The sequence below is a fragment of the Sphingomonas sp. 67-41 genome (assembly GCF_001899725.1).
In the GTDB taxonomy this organism is placed as follows: Bacteria; Pseudomonadota; Alphaproteobacteria; order Sphingomonadales; family Sphingomonadaceae; genus Sphingomonas; species Sphingomonas leidyi.
Genome location: NZ_MKWJ01000004.1, coordinates 55,026 through 74,538 on the forward strand (window position 1 = coordinate 55,026; position 19,513 = coordinate 74,538).

10 protein-coding genes are annotated in these 19,513 nt (G+C 69.1%); 7 read left to right on the forward strand and 3 right to left on the reverse strand.

The features are described 5' to 3' along the window. Window positions 1-87: 87 nt before the first annotated feature. Genes BGP17_RS02105 through BGP17_RS02135 form a run of 7 tightly spaced genes read left to right on the forward strand, consistent with a single transcriptional unit; the run spans window position 88 to window position 13,991 of the window. On the forward strand, window positions 88-2,397 hold the full coding sequence (locus BGP17_RS02105) for a beta-N-acetylhexosaminidase (protein ID WP_286710844.1): 2,310 nt from the start codon (window positions 88-90) through the stop codon (window positions 2,395-2,397). Beyond that, window positions 2,394-4,964, forward strand: coding sequence for a beta-mannosidase (locus BGP17_RS02110; protein WP_286710845.1), 2,571 nt, complete (start codon window positions 2,394-2,396; stop codon window positions 4,962-4,964). The genes BGP17_RS02105 and BGP17_RS02110 overlap by 4 nt, the downstream gene beginning before the upstream one ends. Continuing rightward, window positions 4,961-7,492 carry a glycoside hydrolase family 3 C-terminal domain-containing protein gene (locus BGP17_RS02115; RefSeq protein ID WP_286710846.1) on the forward strand — a complete coding sequence of 844 codons (2,532 nt, stop codon included), beginning with the start codon at window positions 4,961-4,963 and terminating at the stop codon, window positions 7,490-7,492. The genes BGP17_RS02110 and BGP17_RS02115 overlap by 4 nt, the downstream gene beginning before the upstream one ends. Continuing rightward, window positions 7,489-8,901: a glycoside hydrolase family 125 protein gene (locus tag BGP17_RS02120; protein WP_286710847.1), complete on the forward strand. Its 1,413-nt coding sequence runs from the start codon at window positions 7,489-7,491 to the stop codon at window positions 8,899-8,901. Before BGP17_RS02115 ends, BGP17_RS02120 begins: the two co-directional genes overlap by 4 nt. Beyond that, window positions 8,898-11,213 carry a GH92 family glycosyl hydrolase gene (locus tag BGP17_RS02125; RefSeq protein ID WP_286710848.1) on the forward strand — a complete coding sequence of 772 codons (2,316 nt, stop codon included), beginning with the start codon at window positions 8,898-8,900 and terminating at the stop codon, window positions 11,211-11,213. The genes BGP17_RS02120 and BGP17_RS02125 overlap by 4 nt, the downstream gene beginning before the upstream one ends. A 59-nt stretch (window positions 11,214-11,272) precedes the next feature. Further along, window positions 11,273-13,186, forward strand: coding sequence for an alpha-L-fucosidase (locus tag BGP17_RS02130; protein WP_286710849.1), 1,914 nt, complete (start codon window positions 11,273-11,275; stop codon window positions 13,184-13,186). A 43-nt stretch (window positions 13,187-13,229) separates the two neighbouring features. Next, window positions 13,230-13,991 (forward strand): copper homeostasis protein CutC, encoded by a 762-nt coding sequence (locus tag BGP17_RS02135; RefSeq protein ID WP_167299245.1) that lies wholly within the window; start codon window positions 13,230-13,232, stop codon window positions 13,989-13,991. Window positions 13,992-14,032: 41 nt separating this feature from the next. Here BGP17_RS02135 and BGP17_RS02140 read toward each other — a convergent pair whose 3' ends face one another. The 3 genes from BGP17_RS02140 to BGP17_RS02150 all read right to left on the reverse strand — a co-directional run bounded on the left by BGP17_RS02140 (window position 14,033) and on the right by BGP17_RS02150 (window position 19,511). After that, window positions 14,033-15,274 (reverse strand): saccharopine dehydrogenase family protein, encoded by a 1,242-nt coding sequence (locus tag BGP17_RS02140; RefSeq protein WP_286710850.1) that lies wholly within the window; start codon window positions 15,272-15,274, stop codon window positions 14,033-14,035. A gap of 80 nt (window positions 15,275-15,354) precedes the next feature. Next, window positions 15,355-18,447: an efflux RND transporter permease subunit gene (locus BGP17_RS02145; RefSeq protein ID WP_286710851.1), complete on the reverse strand. Its 3,093-nt coding sequence runs from the start codon at window positions 18,445-18,447 to the stop codon at window positions 15,355-15,357. Further along, on the reverse strand, window positions 18,444-19,511 hold the full coding sequence (locus BGP17_RS02150) for an efflux RND transporter periplasmic adaptor subunit (protein ID WP_286710852.1): 1,068 nt from the start codon (window positions 19,509-19,511) through the stop codon (window positions 18,444-18,446). The genes BGP17_RS02145 and BGP17_RS02150 overlap by 4 nt, the downstream gene beginning before the upstream one ends. Window positions 19,512-19,513 lie beyond the last annotated feature (2 nt).

Here is a 19,513-nt window from a genome sequence, read left to right on the forward strand (position 1 = left end):
CCGCCCGCGGTACGCTGCGGGCGGCTTTTTGTGCGTCTCGGCATGCTCTGCGAATCCTGCCGCAGCCGCAGGAAAGGATTTTCCCCGATGAATGAACGCCGTCGTGCCGGACTGATCCTGCTCGCGTCGCTGGCGCTCGGCATGCCGGGCGTGGCGGCGGCGGATCCCCTGCCGCTGGTGCCGCTGCCAGCGTCGGTGGTTCCCGCCAAGGGGAGCTTCACCCTGGGTCCGGACGTGCGGATCGGGACGGAACCGGGCGATCGGGGAGCGGCCTCCGCCGCGCGCCTGCTTGCGGTGCAACTGAAGGCCGTCCGCGGGTTTGCGCCGGTCCAGGTCAACGGCAAGGCGGCGGTGCGCTTCGTCCGCGACCGGCGGATACGGGGGAAGGAGGCCTATCGGCTGACCGTGGATGCGAGTGGCGTCACCATTGCCGCGTCCGGCGATGCCGGCCTGGTCTGGGGCGCGATGACCCTGGGGCAGCTTGCGAGCCCGGACGGGCGCTTCGGCCAGCCGGCCACCATCGCCGGGATCGTGATCGAGGACATGCCGCGCTTCGCCTGGCGCGGCCTGATGGTGGACGTCGCCCGCCATTTCCAGCCGATCGAGGAACTCTACATCATCGTCGACCAGATGGCGGCAGTGAAGCTCAACACGCTGCACCTGCACCTGACCGACGACCAGGGCTGGCGCTTCGAAGTGAAGCGCTATCCCAAGCTGGCCGAGATCGGGGGATGGCGGCTGCCGCCTTCCGCCGGCGGTCGGACAGGCGACAAGGTCGGCGGCTTCTACAGCCAGGCGCAACTGAAGGCGCTCGTCGCCTATGCCGCGGAGCGCGGCATCACGATCGTGCCGGAAATCGATCTGCCCGGCCATGCCCAGGCGCTGGTCGCCGCCTATCCCGAATTCGGCGTGTTCGGCGACCGGCCGCCGGTGAGCCATGACTGGGGCGTCAATCCCTATCTGCTCAATCCGGGTCCGGAAGGCATCGCGTTCGTCAAGACGGTGCTCGACGAGCTCATGGCGGTCTTTCCCGGGACCTATATCCATCTCGGGGGCGACGAGGCCATCAAGGACCAGTGGCAGCGCAGCCCGGCGGTGCAGGCGCAGATCGCGGCGCTGGGCCTGAAGGACGAGAATGCGCTGCAGAGCTGGCTGATCGACCAGTTCGGCGCCTATCTTGCGAGCAAGGGACGGCGCCTGATCGGCTGGGACGAGATATTGGAGGGCGGCCTTCCGCCTTCCGCCTCGATCATGTCGTGGCGGGGCGAGAAGGGAGCGGTCGAGGCGGCCAATGCCGGTCACGACGTGGTGCTCTCGCCCGCGCCGATACTCTATCTGGACAGTCTGCAGAGCGACCGCGGCGACGAGCCTCCGGGCCGGATCACCATCCAGTCGCTCGAGACGGTCTATGCCTATGAGCCGCTGCCTGCGGGCGTCGCGCCCGACAAGGCGCACCATGTGCTGGGTGCCCAGGGCAATGCATGGAGCGAATATCTGGTGACGCCTTATCAGGTGCAGCACATGCTGTTTCCGCGCGCCGCCGCGATCGCCGAAATGGGCTGGACCCCCAGGCAGCGTCGCGATTTCGCGGACTTCGTGCCGCGGGTCGACGTACAGATGATGCGTTGGCGCCGCGGCGGGGTGGAAGTCGCGGACAGCGGCTTCGCGGTCGGCTTCAAGCTCGACGGCACGCGCGGAGAGGCGCTGCGCAAGGGCAGGGTCAGGCTCTCGCTGGCAAGCCAGATCCGGTACGGCGCGATCCGCTACACCGTCGATGGCAGCGAGCCGCAGGCGTCGTCGCCCGCCTATGCGCAGCCGCTGGACATCGCCTTCGGCACGACGATCCGCGCGGCCGGCTTCCGCGAGGACGGCACGCCGATTGCGGCGCCGCGCCGCTTCGAGGGGACGCGTGCCGCCTTGCTCGCCCGGACCGCGTCCGAAATGGTCGCCTGTCCCAAGGGCGCGCTCGGGCTGCGCGTGCCGCTCTCTTCCGAGGCGACGGCCAACCAGCCGGCATTCAACGTGAACCTGTTCGACACTTGCACGGCGTATCCCGCCGCGCCGCTCGACATCGCGCGCGCCTTCGTCGTCGATGTCGCCCGCCTGCCGCGCCACTACGGCCTGGCCCATGATTTCAAGGCGGTGCGCGCGCACTATAACGTCACGCCTTTCGGGGAGCTCGTGGTGCAGGTGGGATGCACGGACAAGGATGCGAAGCCGGTGGTCGCGGGGACCTTCCCGCTTCCGGATCCCGACAAGGCGCCGCAGCGCTTTACCTTCCGCGGCGCGCTGCCCAAGGGCGCCGGCGATCGCGACATCTGCTTCCAGTTCACTGCGCCGACTTCCGGCCCCTTCTATGCCGTCGAGAAGGTGCAACTGATGGAGCAGGGCGAATGAAGTGGCTTGCCGCGCTCCTGCTCGCGCTGGCCCCGGCGGGAGCGTTCGCCGCGCCGAAGGCGATAACCCGGCTGGACACCGGCTGGCAGGTGCGGATCGCGCCTTCGGACAAGGCGGCCGCCGCGGCGCATCCCCGCGCGGCGCGCTGGATCCCCGCGACGGTGCCCGGCAGCGTGCAGCAGGATCTGATCGCGGCCGGACTGGTGCCCGATCCCTATCGGGGCACCAACGAGGGCGCGATCCAATGGGCCGGCCTGACCGACTGGGAATGGAAGCGGACCATGACGGTGACGCCCGCGATGCTCGCGGCCGACCATCTCGACCTGGTCTTCGACGGTCTCGACACCTTTGCCGAAGTGCGGGTCAACGGCACGCTGCTGCTTGCCGCGGACAATGCCCATCGCCGCTGGCGCGCGGATGCGAAGCCGCTTCTGCGTTCGGGCGTCAACGAGATCACCGTGGTGATCGCCTCGCCGATACGGCGGCTCCAGCCGATGGTGCTGGCCGAGGCGCATCCGCTTCCCGGAGAGTATGACAGCGCGTTCGGGGACGAGCCGAAGGGGCGCCAGACCTCGCCCTATGTCCGCAAGCCCAAATATCAATATGGCTGGGACTGGGCCCCGCGCATCGTGACCGCCGGCATCTGGCGGGAAGTGCGGCTCGAGCAATGGGACGCTGCCCGGATCGATCGATTCAGGGTCGAGCAGGAGGCGCTTTCCGATGCCGAGGCGCGCCTGCTGGTGCGGCTGGAGGTGGTTGCGGGAGCCCCGGGTGCGCGGCGGGTGCGGCTGGTGGTGACGACGCCGGCCGGCGAGACCGTGACGGTCGATCGTTCCATCGCCCTGGCGCCGGGAAGGAACCTGGTCTCCGTCCCGGTCGCCCTTGCCGATCCGAAGCGCTGGCAGCCGGTCGGCTATGGCGAGCAGCCGCTCTACCGCGTCGAAGCGGAGCTGGAAGGCGCGGACCGCGCCGCCACCCGCATCGGCCTGCGCACCGTCGAGCTGCTGCGCGAAGGCGGCGCCTTCGGCCTTCGCATCAACGGGATTCCGATCTTCGCCAAGGGCGCCAACCTCATCCCGTTCGACAATTTCCCGGCCCGGGTATCGGCCGGGACGATGCGGTCGATCCTCGTCGATGCGCGGGCGGCCAACATGAACATGATCCGGATCTGGGGCGGCGGCTATTATCTCGACGACGCCTTTTACGACGCGGCGGACGAGCTCGGGATCCTTGTCTGGCAGGACTTCATGTTCGGCGGCGCGGTGACGCCGCCCGACGCCGCCTTTCGGGACAGCGTGGCGAACGAGGCCGACGAGCAGGTTGCCCGGCTGGCCAATCATGCGTCGATCGTCCTGTGGGCGGGCAACAACGAAGTCCTGTCGGGCTGGGAGAACTGGTCGGACCGCAAGGCTTTCAAGCAGGCCGTGGGCCCGGAAGAGCGCGAGCGGATCGGTGTCGGCATGGCGGTGCTGTTCGACCGGGTGCTGCGCGACGCAGTGACGCGCAACGCGCCGGGGATTCCCTATTGGCCGGGCTCGCCCTCGACCGACTATCGGGGGCCCGTCGACACCGATGCGAGCGGCGACCGGCATTTCTGGGATGTCTGGTCCGGATCCAAGCCCGTCGAGCGCTATCTCGATTCCTGCCCGCGCTTCATGTCGGAATATGGCTTCCAGGCCATGCCCGGGCTCGCGACGATCCGCGAATTTGCCGGGGAAGGGCCGCTGGCGCCCGACAGCCCGGTCCTCAAGGCGCACCAGAAATTCCTGGCGGGGGAGGGCAATGCCCGGCTCCAATTCTATATCGACCAGCGCCTGCGCCCCGCCCGCGACTTCGCCGATTTCGTCTATCTCAGCCAGGTGAACCAGGCCCAGGCGATCGGCATGGCGGCGCTCCATCACCGTGCCTGCCGGCAGGTGACGATGGGATCGCTCTATTGGCAGCTCAACGACAGCTGGCCGGGGATTTCCTGGTCGAGCATCGACCATGCCGGCCGCTGGAAGCTGCTCCATTTCGCTGCGCGGCGCTTCTTCGCGCCTCAGGCGATCGTCGCCGAGCACAAGGACGCGGCGACGCGCGTCACCCTGGTGTCCGATGCGACCGCACCGATCGCGGCGCGCTGGCGCGTGCGCGCGATGACGATGGACGGGCAGCCGCTCGGGGAGCGGGCCGCCGCGATCGACCTGCCGCCGCTGGCCGCGACCGAAGTCGCACGGATCGACGATGCCGCATTGTTCCGCGACGCGCCGGCCCGCGCCAGCTTCGCGGTGGCCGAGCTGCTGATCGGCGGACAAGTCGTGCATCGCACCATTGTCGAGCGCGCGCCGCCCGGGGAGATGGCCTATCCCGCGCCGGGCCTGCAGGCGCGCTGGAGCGGTGACAGCCTCACGCTGTCGACCACCGGGCTCGTCCGCGCGGTGATGCTCGACTTCGGTACGATCGCTGCCCAGCCGAGCGACAATGGATTCGACTTGCTTCCAGGCGAGACCGTGACCGTCACCATCGCGTCGCGGGCCGGCCGCGCGGCGCTTGCCCGCGCCCTGACCCTGAGGAGCCTTGCGCGATGATCTGGCTTCTGCTCGCCCAGGCCGCGCCGGTCACGCCCGATCCGGTCGTCGAGGCAGTCGCGGCCATGACGCTGGAGGAGAAGGCGGCGCAGCTCCAGTCGACGGCACCCGCCGCGCCCGAGGCTGGGCTGCCGGCCTATGACTGGTGGAACGAAGGCCTGCATGGCCTCGCGCGCAATGGGCCGGCCACGGTGTTTCCCCAGGCGATCGCGCTGGCGGCGACCTGGGATGCCGATCTGCTGCGCCGGGTGGGCGACGTGGTGTCCACCGAGGCGCGGGCGCGCTTCAATGCGCGGCCGGCCGGCGCCGATCGCCGCATCTATGAAGGGCTGACGATCTGGTCGCCCAATATCAACATCTTCCGCGATCCGCGCTGGGGCAGGGGGCAGGAAACCTATGGCGAGGACCCCTATCTGAGCGGCAGCCTGGCCGTGGGTTTCATCCGCGGCCTGCAGGGCCCCGATCCGCGCGCGCCCAAGGTGATCGCCACGCCCAAGCACCTCGCGGTGCACAGCGGTCCCGAGGCGGGTCGCGACGGCTTCGACGTGGATCCCTCGCCGCGCGATCTCGAGGCGACCTATCTTCCCGCCTTTCGGATGGCGATCACCGAAGGCAAGGCCCGATCGGTGATGTGCGCCTACAACGCCGTGCACGGGGTCCCCGTCTGCGCATTGCCGTCGCTCATGGTGGAACGGGTCCGGCGGGACTGGGGGTTCCAGGGCTTCTCCGTCTCCGATTGCGATGCCGTCGCCAACATCCATCTGTTCCACCATTATCGCCTGGGCGGGGCCGCGGCATCCGCGGCCGCGCTGAAGGGCGGGACCGACCTCAATTGCGGCTCCGCCTATGGCGCGTTGCCCACCGCGGTGCGCCAGGGCCTGCTGCGCGAGGCCGAAGTGGATGGCGCCCTGGTCCGGGTTCTGTCGGCGCGGCGCGACCTGGGGATTGCCTTTGGCGCACACTCGCGCTGGTCCGCCATCCGGCCGGAAGAAGTCGCGACGCCGGGCCACCGCGCGGTCGCGCTCGAAGCGGCGCGCAAGTCGATCGTGCTGCTGCGCAACGAACATGGGCTGCTGCCGCTCGATCCGCGCACCCGATTGGCGGTCATCGGCGCCAATGCCGACGATCTGGGCGTGCTGCAGGGCAATTATCACGGCACCGCCGCAGATCCCGTCACGCCGCTGGCCGGCCTGCGGCAGCGCTTCGCCAGCGTCTCTTATGCGCAGGGCTCGATCCTCGCGGAGGGTGCGCCGGTGGTGATGCCGGGTACCGCGCTGCGGGACCTGCGCGCCGAATATCAGGTCGATGGCAAGACGGTCCTGGCACGCACCGAACCCAGGATCGACCTGGACCTCAACCGCGCCGCGCCCGGCCCCGGCGTTCCAGTCACCGGCTGGCGCGGCCGCTGGACCGGGCGCTTCGCGCCGCCGGGCCCCGGCCGCTATCGCCTGGTGCTCGACCAGGCCCAGTGCTGGAAGGACTGCACGCTGCACGACACGGCCACGCTCACCCTGGGCGGGCGCGTGCTCCATGCGGGAGCGCTGCCCAAGGGGCGCGTGGAGCTGACGATCGACAGCGACGGATCGCCCCAGCCGATCGCGCTCGAGCTCGATCATCGCAGCGAGGATGAGAGCATCCGTCTCCTCTGGTTGCCGCCGGCCGAGCCGCTGCTGGCCGAAGCGGTTGGGGCGGCAAGGGCGGCGGAAGTCGCAGTGGTGGTCGTCGGCCTCTCGCCCGATCTCGAAGGCGAGGCGCTGCAGGTCCAGGTGCCGGGCTTTGTCGGCGGCGATCGCACCGACATCGGCTTGCCCCAGCCCCAGGCGCGCCTGGTCGAGGCGATCCGGGCGACCGGCAAGCCGATGGTGCTCGTCCTGGCGAGCGGCAGCGCCGTGTCGGTGGACCCGAGCCAGGCTGATGCGATCCTCGCGCTCTGGTATCCTGGCGAAGCGGGAGGAACGGCGCTGGCCGATACGCTGGCCGGCGCGAACAATCCCAGCGGGCGCCTGCCGGTGACCTTCTATCGTTCGACCGGCGACCTGCCTGCCTTCATCGACTACGGCATGAAGGAGCGTACCTATCGCTATTTCACCGGGCAGCCGCTCTGGGGCTTCGGCCATGGCCTCAGCTACACCCGGTTCCACTATTCCGGCGCCGCGGCGCGGGCCGGCAAGATCGGCGAGCCCGTGACCGTCACCGTCCGGGTCGCCAATACCGGGAGCCGTCCGGGCGAGGAAGTGGTTCAGGCCTATGTCGTGCCGCCCGCCGAGGACGAAGCGCTGACGATGACCGATCCCGTCCTGCAACGGCAGCTCGCCGGCTTCGCGCGCGTGTCGCTCGCGCCGGGCATGGGACGGACGGTTTCCCTGGCGATCGATCCGCGCGGCTTGTCGAGCGTCGCGCGCGACGGCACCCGGCGCGTCCTGCCGGGGAAATATCGTGTCTGGATCGGCGGCGGCCAGCCCGGCGACGGACCCGGGCAATGGGTCGAGGCGATCCTGTCGGGCAGTGCACGGGAACTCCCGAAATGATGGACAGGCGCAGCATGCTTGGCGCGGGGTTGGCGTTCGCCGCGCCGCGCCCGTCCTGGGCCATGGCCCCGTCCTTCGCCTCGCAACGCCCTCCCATAAGCGAGCGTCGCTTCACGAGCCCGGCGGTGGAACGCGAGATAGCGCGCGTGTCGTCCCGGATCGGCGATCCCAAGCTCGCCTGGATGTTCGCCAATGCCTGGCCCAATACGCTCGACACGACGGTCATGCGTGCCGGCGAGCAGGACAGCTTCGTGGTGACCGGGGACATCCCCTGCCTTTGGCTGCGCGACTCCTCGGCGCAGATGAAGCCCTATCTCCACCTGGCCAGGGAGGATGCCAGGCTCGCCATGCTCCTGCGCGGCCTGATCGCGCGGCATGCGCGGTCGGTGCTGATCGATCCCTATGCCAATGCGTTCATGGAGGATCCGCTGGCGCGGACCAGCCTTTCCTGGGCCGTCGACGACGATACCGAGATGAAGCCGGGCGTCGCGGAGCGGAAATGGGAAGTGGATTCGCTCTGCTACGTCATCCGGCTGGGCCATCAATATTGGCGCGCGACCGGAGATGCGCGCGCCTTCGATGCGACCTGGGCCCAGGCGATGCGGGCGATCGTGCGCACCTTTCGCGAGCAGCAACGCAAGTCGAATCCGGGCCCTTATCGCTTTCGCCGCCAGGCGCCGCAGCCGACCGAGACCTTGCTGTGGGGCATGGGCAATCCCACGCGGCCGATCGGGCTGATCCACTCCGGCTTCCGTCCGTCGGACGATGCCTGCCACTATCCCTTCCTGATCCCGTCCAACCTGTTCGCAGTTGCTGCGCTGCGCGAACTGGCGGAGCTATGTTCCGAAGCGCGCCCCGATCCCGCGCTCGCGGCCGAAGCACTGGCGCTTGCCGCGGAAGTGTCCGCCGCCTTGCGCGCGCATGGCACCATGCGCCTGCCCGACGGCCGGCGCGTCTGGGCCTATGAAGTCGATGGCTATGGCAATGCGGTCTTCATGGACGATGCCAATGTCCCGTCGCTTTCGGGCCTGGCCTATCTGGGCTGCGCGAAGCCGAACGACGCATTGTGGCGCAGGACGGCGGATGCGGCATGGAGCGAGGCCAATCCCTGGTTCTTCAAGGGGCGCGCCGCCGAAGGCATTGGCGGGCCGCATGTCGGAAGCGGCCAGGTCTGGCCGATGTCGCTGATCGTCCGCGCGCTGAGCGCGAGGGATGACGCGACGATCCGGCGATGCCTGAAGACGCTTCGCGACACGGATGCGGATACCGGCTTCGTGCACGAAGCCTTCGACAAGGACGATCCCTCGATCTTCACGCGCAAATGGTTCGCCTGGGCCAACGGCCTTTTCGGCGAGCTGATCGTTCATCTGGCGGATGTGCGCCCGCAGATATTGAAGGAACCGCTATGAACCTGTCGCGCCGCCAGCTTTTCGCCGGCACTGCCCTGGGGACCGTTGCCGCGGCCTTGCCGCCCGTCCCGGCGATCGCGCCGGCAACGCCCAACCTCTTCATCGGCACCGGCGGCGATGGCCATACCTATCCCGGCGCCACGCTGCCGTTCGGCATGGTCCAGCTTTCGCCGGATACCGATGTCGAGCGTTGGGATACCTGCTCGGGCTATCATCGCAGCGACACCTCGATCATGGGCTTCAGCCATACGCATTTGTCGGGCACCGGCATCGGCGACATGCTCGACGTGCTCGTGGTGCCGACCCGGGGGCCGCTGCATCTGTTGCCGGGCCCGCTCGCCGATCCGGATGCCGGCTATCGCCAGCGCTTCTCCGCCGAGCATGCCGAGCCGGGCTATTACCGGGTGACGCTCGAGAGCGGCGTGCAGGCGGAGCTCACCGTCACCGAGCGCACCGGCTGGCATCGCCATAGCTTCCCCAAGGGCCCCGGCCATATCCTGATCGACCTGTCGCATATGATACGCGACAAGTCGGACCAGGGGTGGCTCGTCGACGACGCCCATCTCGCCCTCGATGCCGACGGCACGCTTACCGGCGGCCGCCGCGTGTTCCGCTGGGCCAAGGGGCGGCGGATCTTCTTCGCCATGCAATTCTCCCGCAAGCCCGATCGCATCGCATTCTATGGCGACGAGGATGCCGAGCAGCCGGCCGGCGCCGAGCGTGTCGCCGGCAAGCGCGTCAAGGCGGCGCTGTTCTATGACGATGCCGGCGCGGCGCCGATCCTGATCCGCTGCGGGATCTCGGCGGTGGACGTCGCCGGGGCCCGGGCGAACCTGGCGCCGCACGCGACGCACTGGAATTTCGATCGGGTGCGGAACGCGGCGGCGGCGCGGTGGAATGCGGCTCTGGGCGGGATCGCGGTCGAGGGCGGCACCCCGGACCAGCGCGTGGTCATGGCTTCCGCCTTCTATCACGCGCTGCTGGCGCCCACGCTACTTTCCGACGTCGATGGCCGCTATCCGGGGCTCGACGGAAAGATCCAGCAAGTGCCGGCCGATGCCGCTGCCTATAGCAGCTATTCGCTCTGGGACGTCTATCGCGCGCAGCTGCCGCTGCTCACGCTTGTCGCGCCGGAGCGGAGCAAGCACTTCGTCGACGATCTGATCCGCCAGACGGCGCAGTCGCCCTTCGGCCCGCTCGTCTGGCCGCTCCAGGGCAAGGAGACCGGCACCATGATCGGCTGGCACGGCGTGGTGCCTCTCGCCGAGGCACAGGCCAAGGGCATTTCCGCCGATTATGCCGCGGCATGGCCGGCGATCCGGCGTCGCAGCTTCGACTTCTCCGTGCCCGACAAGGACAACAGCCTCGGCCGTGACCTGTACGATGCCAAGGGATATGTGCCGGCGGACAAGGTCTTCGAGAGCGTGAGCCGGACCCAGGAATATGCCTATGACGATTGGGCGTCCTCGCATCTCGCGCGCGCGGTGGGGGCGGGGGAGGATGCGGAGCGGCTGCGCAGACGCTCCGGGAACTGGCGCAACGTGATCGACGGCAAGATCGGCTTCGCTCGTCCGCGGTTCGACGATGGCAGCTGGTGGCAGCCCTATGATCCGATCCAGCTCGGGCACATGCCCAAGCCCTGGTGGCGCGACTATACCGAGGCGAATGGCTGGCAGGCGACGTTCCTCAACCAGCACGACGTCTATGGGCTGATCGCGCACATGGGGGGCGATGCCGCCTTCGAAGCGAAGCTCGATGCGCTGTTCGACGCACCGTCGACCCTGCCGGCGAATGCGCCGCCCGACATTGCGGGGCTGGTGGGGCAATACGCCCATGGCAACGAGCCGGACCAGCATGCGCCCTATCTCTATGCGTTCACGGGCGCGCCCTGGAAGACGCAGGCAATGGTTCGCCGGCTTTGCACCGAAATGTACCAGAACGCGCCGAAGGGCATTATCGGAAATGACGATTGCGGCCAGATGAGCGCCTGGTTCATATTCTCGGCGCTGGGATTCTATCCCGTGGACCCTGTCGAGGCGGTCTATGTCTTCGGCTCGCCGCTCTTCGCGCGCGCCAGCATCGCCCTGGCCCAGGGCCGCACGCTCACCATCGAGGCGCCCGGCAACTCGGCGGCGACGCCCTATGTGCACGCCGTCAGCTGGAACGGTCGTCCCTGGTCGAAGAGCTGGATTTCGCATGCCGATCTCGTCCGGGGCGGAACGCTGCGCTTCACGATGAGCGCGAAGCCCAATCCCGCGTTCGGGCGCGCGCCAAAGGATCGCCCGCCGTCCGGCGGCAAGTTCCCGGCATGAGCCCGGATGCCGGCTTGGTCGCGCACTCGCATGCGCCATTCTCGAAAGGGCCCTGACAGATGATCGACCTCACCCGCCGCGGTCTTGCCGGCATGGGATTGCTGATGGCGGCGGTGCCGGCCGGGGCGCGGGGCCGGGTCGCACCGCCCGCGCCCTGGGGCGCGACGCCGTCGCCGCGACAGCTCGCCTGGCACGCCCATGAGATGTTCGGATTCGTCCATTTCTCGATCAACACCTTCACCGACAAGGAATGGGGCTATGGCGACGAGAGCCCGCGCCTGTTCGATCCGTCGGGCTTCGATCCGGATCAGATCGCCGCGGCGGCGAAGGCGGCGGGGATGCGCGGCCTGATCCTGACGGCGAAGCACCATGACGGCTTCTGCCTTTGGCCGACGATGCTGACCGAGCATTGCATCCGCAACGCGCCGTACAAGGGCGGCAGGGGCGATATCGTCGGCGAGCTGGCAAGCGCGGTTCGGCGGGCAGGGCTGAAGTTCGGCATCTATCTCTCGCCATGGGACCGGAACCATGCCGAATATGGCCGGCCGGCCTATATCGACTATTTCCGCAAGCAGGTGGTCGAGCTGTGCACGCGCTATGGCGAGCTCTTCGAATTCTGGTTCGACGGGGCGAATGGCGGGGACGGCTATTATGGCGGCGCCCGCGAGGCCCGGAAGATCGATGCGCCCGCCTATTACAACTGGCCCTCGATCGTCGCGCTGGTGCACCGGTATCAGCCCATGGCCTGCACCTTCGATCCCCTGGGCGCGGATGTGCGCTGGGTGGGCAATGAGAAGGGAGTCGCCGGCGATCCGTGCTGGCCGACCATGCCCAATCATCCCTATGTGCAGTCGGAGGGGAATTCCGGCGTCCGGGGCGCGCCGCTCTGGTGGCCGGCGGAGACCGATGTCTCGATACGGCCGGGCTGGTTCTACCATGCGGACGAGGATGGCAAGGTCAAGGATCCGGAGCGACTGATCCGCCTCTATGACGAGTCCGTCGGCCGCGGGACCAACCTCAACCTCAACATCCCTGCCGACCGGAGCGGACGGATCCCCGCCGCCGACCTGGCGTCGCTGCGCGCCTTTGGCAACGCCATGCGCGCCACCTTCGCACGCGATCTGGCCAAGGGGGCGGTCGCGCATGCCAGCGACGAGCGGGGCGCGGCCTTCGGCGCCGGCAAGGTGCTCGACGGCGATCGGAACAGCTATTGGTCGACGCCGGACGCGGTGCGGACTCCGGTCCTCACGCTGGATCTCGCGCCCGGCACCGTGTTCGACCTCATTCGGCTGCGCGAATATCTGCCGCTCGGCGTCCGCGTGACCAGCTTCGCGGTCGATGCCGAGATCGGGGGGCGCTGGCAGACGCTGGCGAGCCACAGCTGCATCGGGGCGCAGCGCCTGATCCGGCTTTCCGAACCGATCGCGGCGCGCCGCATCCGGCTGCGCATCCTCGATGCCCCGGCCTGTCCGGCGATCAGCGAAGTCGCGCTCTTCCGCCAGGTCGCGCCCGCACGGCTCGCGGCCATCGCGCCGAGCGATCCGTCGATCCTGTCGCGCGCGCGCTGGACGATCGTCCGGGCAAGCGCCGGCGGCGATCCCCGGCGCCTGCTGGACGACGATGCGAGCTCGCTCTGGACGGTTCCTGCGCCGACGCCGGGCCGCCCGGCCGAAATCGTCATCGATCTGGGCGCGGTGCAGCCGCTTGCCGGGTTCACGCTGACGCCCGCCCGCGAGCCGAGTGCCGATGCCGCGCCCCCACGGGGCTATCGGGTCGATACGAGTCTCGATGGTCGAACCTGGGAGGCGGGAGGCGAGGGTGAATTCTCCAACATCGCCTATGCGCTGGCGACCCAGCGGATCGCGCTTTCGAGCGGCAGGCCCGCGCGCTTCCTTCGTCTCGTCTTCGAGGCGGTGGCGGTGCCGGCCCGCGAACTGGCGATCGCGGATATCGGAGCGTTCGGCAGGCGATGACGGTCGCGTTGGCGGGTGCGCCCCCTCGGCGTCGGGGCCGTCCATGAATATGCTGCTGGAAATCTGCGTCGACGATGTGTCCGGCATCGATGCCGCGGTGGCCGGCGGGGCCGATCGCCTCGAACTCTGCGCGAGCCTCGAACTGGGTGGCCTGACGCCGTCCGCGGCGCTCGTCGAGCGGGCGGTCGCGACGGGGTGCCCCGTGCACATGATGATCCGGCCGGTCAGTGGGGATTTCGTGCTCGATGGCGCGGCGATCGCATTGATGCGGGAGGAGATCCGCCTGGGCGCCTGGTGCGGCATCGCCGGGGTGGTCCTCGGCGCTACGCGGCCGCAGGGTGGGCTCGACTATGATGCGCTGGCACGCTTTCGCGAAGCCGCGCGCGATGTCCGGATCGTGCTGCACCGCGCGATCGATCTCGTCGCGGACCCGGTCGAGGCGGTGCGGCGCGTCGCCGCACTCGGCTACGACAAGATCCTGAGCTCAGGTGGTGCGCCCCGGGCGATCGACGGTGCAGCGACGCTTGCGGCGATGGTCGAGGCGGCCGGAGAGCATCTATCCATCATCGCCGGATCCGGGATCACTTCGGACAATGTCGCGTGGTTGCTCGAGCATACGGGCGTCCGGGAAGTCCATGCATCGGCGAGTTGCCCCGGGCCGGCGCCGCATCCCGATGCCCTGGGCTTCGGCTTCGCGCGCGGACCGCGGAACCGGACCGACGCCGGACGGGTACGCGCGCTGCGCGAGGCGATCGCGCAATGGAAACGCAGCAGGCGAACTGCGGAGCTTGACGGCCTGCGCTAGGACGCGTCCCCGAAGATCGCGGTGTGACGGTCTCGCGCCGGTCACTCTCGGGCATTGGCGATGCGGGATCGGCGGATCGGGGAAGATGTCGTTGCGGTCGTCACGGCTATCGCGGGTTCATCGGTCGACAACGGTGCGCCCTGGTCGTCGATGAGAAATGGCCAGATTGCGAAGAAGAAGGCTTCGGGGTCGACCAGTTGCTCGGGCGTCGCGACGCCGGATCGCTTGATCGTTCTCCCGACGATCATGTCGGCCACGATCACCGCCGGCAGCGCCGTCAGGAAGCCCGTGCCGCCGGGGATGACGCCGTTCAATGCCGCGCCGACGACCATCTGCCTTCGTCCCTGCCAGCCTTCCGCCACCGCGCTGAGCGGTGGAAGCCATTTCTTGCCTCGAACGACATCCGCGATGCCATGGTAGATATAGGACGTCGCATCCCTCGGCCGGAAGCGGCCGCCCTGTTCGTCCAGCGCGGCGGCAAGCCGGGCGGCGGCTTCGTCGATGGTCAGGCCCCTGGTGCGGATGCCGCGAGCGGCCCTTGCCAGCGCGGCGTTCACATAGCCCGAGAAATCCATGACATTGAGGCATTCCTGCAGCGATGGATATTTTCGCGGCAGCGTGATCGCCTCCGGATGGCCGACGAGACGCGTGGAGACGCGGCCAATTCCCGGATAGTTCACCTCGACCCGTTCGAGCGGTCGGGCGCTGACGATTCCGCCATTGCGCCAGACCGGGATCGGCATGCTGATCTGTTCGACCCAGTGCCGCAGCGCCGCGGTCACGCCATTGCCCGGGCTCTCCTTCTCGTCGCCACGGCTGCCCCAGATGGTGATCAGGCGGTCGACCCGATCGAGCTGGGAAGTTGCGTGCACGGCCAGCAGGTTGGCGATGCCGGGGCTGGCGCCGCAGCCGATGATGGCGGTGATGCCGGCCGCGCTGGCCGCTGCGTCGAGCGCCAGCATGTCGAGCGTGGGCAGGGGATCGTCGGTCACGTCGACGAAGTGGCAACCGGCCGCGATGACCTGGCGGAGCAGCGGCACCGCGAAGCGACTCGCCGGGCCGACGGTCGATACCACGATGTCGTGCTGGCGCAGTATCGCGCCCAGCGCGGCCGCATCCTCGATGTCGACCTTCATGCTGCGCGCACCGCACAGCGAGGCCGCCCGCGCGGCCGCGTCTTCCGACAGGTCCGCGATGGTGACGTCGGAGAAGCTGTGGAAGAGCCTCACGGCCCTGGCGAAGGCCCGGCCGACTTCGCCGGCACCCAGAACAAGCAGTCGCAATTTCGCCCCCTATCGTCAGGACATGAAGAATGTCGCGCCCGCTGCACATGGTGGTTCCGTCGAGCGGGCCGATGCCGTTGTCATGGTCGGGTCGGCACCGCCGCCGGCAGGACTTCCCCAGCCTCGAGGGCGGCCACTTCCCGAGGATCGGGCTGCCGGACGAGCCGGCCGAATTTGGGAGCGAGCCAGCGCTCCAGCCGGTCGATCGTCTCGTATACGACCGGCACCAGCACCAGCGACAGCGCGGTGGAGGTGATCAGCCCGCCGATCACGGCGACCGCCATGGGCTGGCGGAACTCCGATCCCTCGCCAAGGCCCAGGGCCGTCGGCACCATTCCCGCCGCCATCGCCACGGTCGTCATCACGATCGGCCGGGCGCGCTCGCGGCAGGCCTCGACCAGCGCGGCCCGGCGCGGCACGCCGTCCCGTTCGCGCTCGATCGCATATTCCACCAGCAGGATGGAGTTCTTCGCGGCCAGGCCGAGCAGCATCAGGAACCCGATCATCGCCGGCAGCGACAGCGCGAACCCGCCCAGCAACAGGCCCGCGAACGCGCCGCCGACCGCGAGCGGCAATGCGGTGAGGATCGTGACCGGCTTGAAGAAGGAGCGGAACAGCAGGACCAGCACCGCGAAGATCATGCCGACGCCGGCGATCATGGCGCCGATGAAACCGCCGAACAGTTCGGCCATCGCCTCGCTGTCGCCATAGAGTTGCTGCCGCACGCCGGCGGGCAATGCCTTCATGCCTGGCAGCGCTGCCACCGCATCGGTCGCCTGGCCGAGGGTCAGGCCGGAGAAATCCGCCTGGATCGTTGCCCGACGTTCGCGGTCGATGCGTTCGATGCGGCCGGGGCCGGCCTCGAAGCCGATATCGGCAACCGCGTCCAGCCGGGTCGTGCCGCCGCCTGCGACCGGCACGCGCAGTCCGGCGATCGTCTCGAGATCCAGGCGCGCGGCGGCCGGCAGCAGCGCCCGGGCGGGCAGATTGCGTCCATCGATCGGCAGCTTGGCCAGATTGGCGTCGATATCGCCGATCGTCGCGACCCGCGCGGTGTCGGCGATGGCTTCGGCAGTAACGCCCAGACGCGCCGCTTCGGCGAGGCGCGGCCGGATCACCAGTTCGGCGGAGGAGGGCGGCTCGGCGGCGCGCACGTTGCGCAGCCCGGCGATTCCCTGCATCTCGTGCCGGATGCGCCGGGCGGCTGCCTCCAATGCCTGCGGATCGCTGCCGACCAGAATGACTTCGAGATCGGCGCCGGTGCCGCTCTGGCCCCCCGGCGTGATGCGAACGTCGCGAATGGCGCGCAGCGCGGGAGCCATCCGGCGCTTGAAGCCAGCCGCGGTGCCGGCGCGATCCTCCTTGAAGACGACGGTCAGCGAACCATTGTGCATCGCCTCGCCGCCGAAGCGGGTGAAGACGGATGCGACGTCCGGATGCCCCTTCAGGATCCGCGTCGCCTCGGCGCTGGCCCGGTCGAGGTCCGCGCGAGTGGATCCCGGTGCCGCCGCCATGTTGAAGACCATGCTCTTCGGATTGCTCTCGGGGATGAAAGCCGTCGGCAGCAGCGAAGCCAGCCCGAGCGAGCCGGCGAAGAACAGGAAGGCGAGCAGGATCGACAGGCCGGGATGATCGAGCGCCCAATCGAGGATGCGGCGATACCAGCCGGGCATCGGCTTGCGCGCGTGCGGCGTTCGCGCCGGCACCAGCAGATAGGCGCACATCAGCGGCGTCAGCAAGCGGGCGACCAGCAGCGAGAAGAGCACCGCCACGGCGACCGTGATGCCGAACTCGCGGAAATACTGGCCGACGATGCCGCCCATCAGCGAGACCGGCAGGAAGACCACGACGATCGCGAAGGTGGTGGCAATGACGGCAAGGCCGATCTGGTCCGCCCCGATCATCGATGCGCGATAGGGGCTCTCGCCGCCTTCGATCCGCTTCTCGATATTCTCGATCTCGACGATGGCGTCGTCGACGAGGATGCCGATCACCAGCGTAAGCGCCAGCAGCGAGACCAGGTTGAGCGTGAACCCCAGTGCGAGCATGATCGCGAAGGTGGGAAGGAGCGAGATCGGCATGGCCACCGCCGCGATCAGCGTCGAACGCCAGGTGCGCAGGAACAGCCAGACGACGAGCGCCGCCAATGCCATCCCTTCGACCAGCACTTCGATCGTCGCGGAGAATTCGGCGCGCGTCTCGTCCGCGCTGGAGACGATCCGCGTGAAGCGGACGCCGCCGCTCTCGCGCGCCAGCCGCTCGATCGCGACATTTGCCGCATCCTCGACACGGATGTCGCTCGCCGGCTTGGTCTTCATGATCTCGAAACCGATGACCGGACGCCCGTCGAGCCGCGCGAAGGATCGGGGTTCGGTGCCGCCGTCGCCCACTTCGGCCACGGCGGACAGCGGCACGCTGCGCCCGCCGTCGAGCGGCAGCTCGACTGCGCGGAGGGCTTCGGCGCTGCGCGGCGATGCGAGGACGCGCACCGCCTGCTCGCTCTTGCCGAGTTCCACCCTGCCGCCGGCATTGTCGCCCAGCGCAGTGCGTAGCGCCTGGCTGACCTGCGAGGCGGTGAGTCCATAGGCGGCCAGGCGGTCGGGCAGCAGCGAGACGACGATCTCGCGATTGGCACCGCCCAGCCGGCGGATCGACGAGACGCCGGGAACCGCCTGGAGCGTCTTGGCGACACGGTCGTCGATGTACCAGGACAGGTCGACGTCGGACATCGGAGCGGCGACCGCATAGGTCAGCACCGGAACGGCATCGATATCGACCCGCTCGACCACCGGGGGATCGATGCCGCGCGGCAGGTCCGCCCGGATGCGGTCGATCGCGGTGCGGACTTCGTCGATCGCCTTTTGCTGGTTCTCGCCGATGCTGAACTCGACCAGAGTGGCCGAATGGCCATTGGTGACGGCGGAGAAGACGTGCTTCACCCCCGGAATGCCCGCAACCGCATTCTCGACCGCGCGGGCGACCTGGGTTTCCAGCTCCGCCGGGGCCGCCCCGCTCTGCGTCACGTTGACGGCGACGATCGGAAAGGAGGTGTCGGGCAATTGCTTGACTGGCAGCGCGAGATACGCCCAGATGCCGGCCAGGGTGAGAAGGGCGAAGAGGACGCAGACCGGAATCGGGTTGCGGATCGACCAGGCCGAAATGGCGACGCTCACGGTTGGCCTTCCACCGGCTTGACGATCTGCCCGGGGACGACCAGGGCGCCTCCGCCCAGCAGGACCGGCGTGCCGGACGGCGGCCCGTCCAGCAGCTCCACCATTCCGCCGCCCCGCGCGCCCGTGCGCACCGGCACGCGCGCGACACGGCCCGCCTTGTCCACCGTCATCACCGACGGCCCACCCTCATAGGAGAGTGCCCGTAGCGGGACCGAGCGGACCGACCGCGCTTCGCCCGCGACCGAAGCGGTGGCGAAGCCGCCCAGGCGAAGCCCGGGATGGAAGGGGAGGAGGATGCGGACCCGGCCGAGACGGGTGGCGGGATCCACCCGCTCGCCCAGTCGCCGGACGGTGCCGGTCAGTCGTCTGCCGGATGCCAGGGTAACGGTGGCGGCCGCGCCGGGTGCGAGCCTGGACAGGAGGTGTTCGGGTGCTTCGGCGTCGAGTTCGAACAGGCCGTCGCGGGCGATGCGGAAGGGCGGCTCGGTGCCCGTCCCGGCGACGTCGCCGGGGCGCAGGGAACGCTGGACGATGATCCCCGATACGGGGCTGCGCAGCGTCAGTCGGCCGCGGCGGACGACGATCTCGCGCAGGGCGGCCTGCGCCGACTGCAATTGCGCCTGTGCGGCGCGCGCTTCGAAGCCGCGCTGCACGATCGTCTCGTCGGCGATCACGCCGCGTCCGGTGAGGTCCGCAACGCGAAGATGCTCGGATCGTGCGCGTTCCGCCGCGACCTGCGCGCTGGTGCGTTGCGCTCTGAGGCGCGCCTCCTCGCTGGCGAGCAACGCGCCGTCGAGCAGCGCCACCGGCTGGCCGCGACGCACCTGATCGCCTTCATCGGCCAGCACGCGCAGCACCCGATAGCCCGACAGTTCGGGCAATATCGCAGCTTCCTCGCGCGCGACGATGGTTCCCGAAACATCGACACCCGCGCTGATCGGCCGACGCGCCACGCGGAAGACCCCGACGGTCGGCGGCGCTTCCGCCTCGTCGGCGCGAGGCGCTTCCTTTGCGCAAGCGGAGAGCGTCAGTGCGATGGCGGTGACGAACAGGGGCCGTTTCATCA

Excerpts from the sequence above, each read along its gene's own strand:
- BGP17_RS02110 (WP_286710845.1), top strand. The coding sequence starts at position 2,394 with ATGAAGTGGCTTGCCGCGCTCCTGCTCGCGCTGGCCCCGGCGGGAGCG.
- BGP17_RS02125 (WP_286710848.1), top strand. The coding sequence starts at position 8,898 with ATGAACCTGTCGCGCCGCCAGCTTTTCGCCGGCACTGCCCTGGGGACC.
- BGP17_RS02150 (WP_286710852.1), bottom strand. The coding sequence starts at position 19,511 with ATGAAACGGCCCCTGTTCGTCACCGCCATCGCACTGACGCTCTCCGCT.
- BGP17_RS02135 (WP_167299245.1), top strand. The coding sequence starts at position 13,230 with ATGAATATGCTGCTGGAAATCTGCGTCGACGATGTGTCCGGCATCGAT.
- BGP17_RS02115 (WP_286710846.1), top strand. The coding sequence starts at position 4,961 with ATGATCTGGCTTCTGCTCGCCCAGGCCGCGCCGGTCACGCCCGATCCG.
- BGP17_RS02105 (WP_286710844.1), top strand. The coding sequence starts at position 88 with ATGAATGAACGCCGTCGTGCCGGACTGATCCTGCTCGCGTCGCTGGCG.
- BGP17_RS02130 (WP_286710849.1), top strand. The coding sequence starts at position 11,273 with ATGATCGACCTCACCCGCCGCGGTCTTGCCGGCATGGGATTGCTGATG.
- BGP17_RS02120 (WP_286710847.1), top strand. The coding sequence starts at position 7,489 with ATGATGGACAGGCGCAGCATGCTTGGCGCGGGGTTGGCGTTCGCCGCG.